The sequence below is a fragment of the Mucilaginibacter sp. P4_G9 genome (assembly GCF_056400985.1).
Genome location: NZ_JBFUKF010000784.1, coordinates 1 through 1191, shown reverse-complemented (window position 1 = coordinate 1191; position 1191 = coordinate 1). Strand labels below are relative to the sequence as shown.

The 1191-nt window shown below is 33.9% G+C and carries 1 protein-coding gene; it reads left to right on the top strand.

Going from position 1 to position 1191, the window contains the following annotated elements; genetic code table 11:
* A partial coding sequence (locus AC1DPZ_RS27630) for a triple tyrosine motif-containing protein (protein WP_477409558.1) occupies positions 1-1191 on the top strand: 1191 nt, incomplete at both ends.

The window sequence follows — 1191 nt, the reverse complement described above, 5'->3', positions numbered from 1 at the left end:
TATAGGTACCGAAGGAGATGGCCTCGTTTTATATGACATAAAAAACAAAAAATTTAAACGATATACAGAAAAAGATGGATTAGCGGATAATACTGTAAATGCCAYACAAAAAGATGAGACCGGCGATATCTGGATAAGTACTAATAAAGGTTTATCGCGGATTGATGTACAAACAAACAAAATTATTAATTACGATGGTTCGGATGGATTACAAGCGGGACAGTTTAACCCAGGCTCATCTATGTATTGTACGCCCGGAAAATTTATAGTTTTTGGCGGAACTGAGGGGTATAATGTTTTTTATCCTAAGGAAGTTGAACAAAACCTGTTTAAGCCAAAAGTTTTAATCACCGGCCTTCAACTATTTGGCAAAGAGGTTGAAGTTGGACAAAAAGACAGTATATTAAGTGCGGCTATCAATGAATCAACTCAAATTACTTTAAGCCCCAGCCAATCGGTTTTCTCTATACAATACGTAGCTTTAAATTATGCTTATGCCGAAAAAAGTGAATTTGCCTATAAACTGGTAGGATTAGATAAAAATTGGAATTATGTAAAAAATCAAAGATCAGTTACATATCGGTATCTTCCTGCAGGTGATTACGTATTTAAAGTTAAAGCAGCAAATCAGGATGGTATTTGGTTTGCGAATTATGCTACGTTTAAAATAAGAATTTTGCCCCCCTGGTATAAAGCATGGTGGGCCTATTTAAGCTATTTTTCAATAATGGTAACGCTGATTTATTATTATTTGAGTTATCGTAGTAATGAGGCTAAGTTAAAGTACGAAGTAAAAATAGCACAGATATCTGCTGAAAAGGAAAAGGAACTTAATGAACGAAAATTATCTTTTTTTACTAATATTTCTCATGAGTTTCGGACACCGCTTACTTTAATTATAAATCCCGTTAAGGAATTATTATTTAACCCCGGAGAAAGAGAGACCGAAACAACTAATCTGAGTATTGTTTTTCGTAATGCACGCCGGTTGTTAAGCTTGGTTGATCAGTTATTATTATTCAGAAAAGCTGAGAGTGATTCTGATAGTCTTAAAATCGTTAGGCTAAATATTGTAAACCTATGTAAAGAGGTTTTTTTGTGTTTCAGCCATCAGGCTAAAAGTAAAAATATCTTGTTTGATTTTGTCTCAGAAACAGATACGATAGAAATATTCGCCGACAGGGAAAAGAT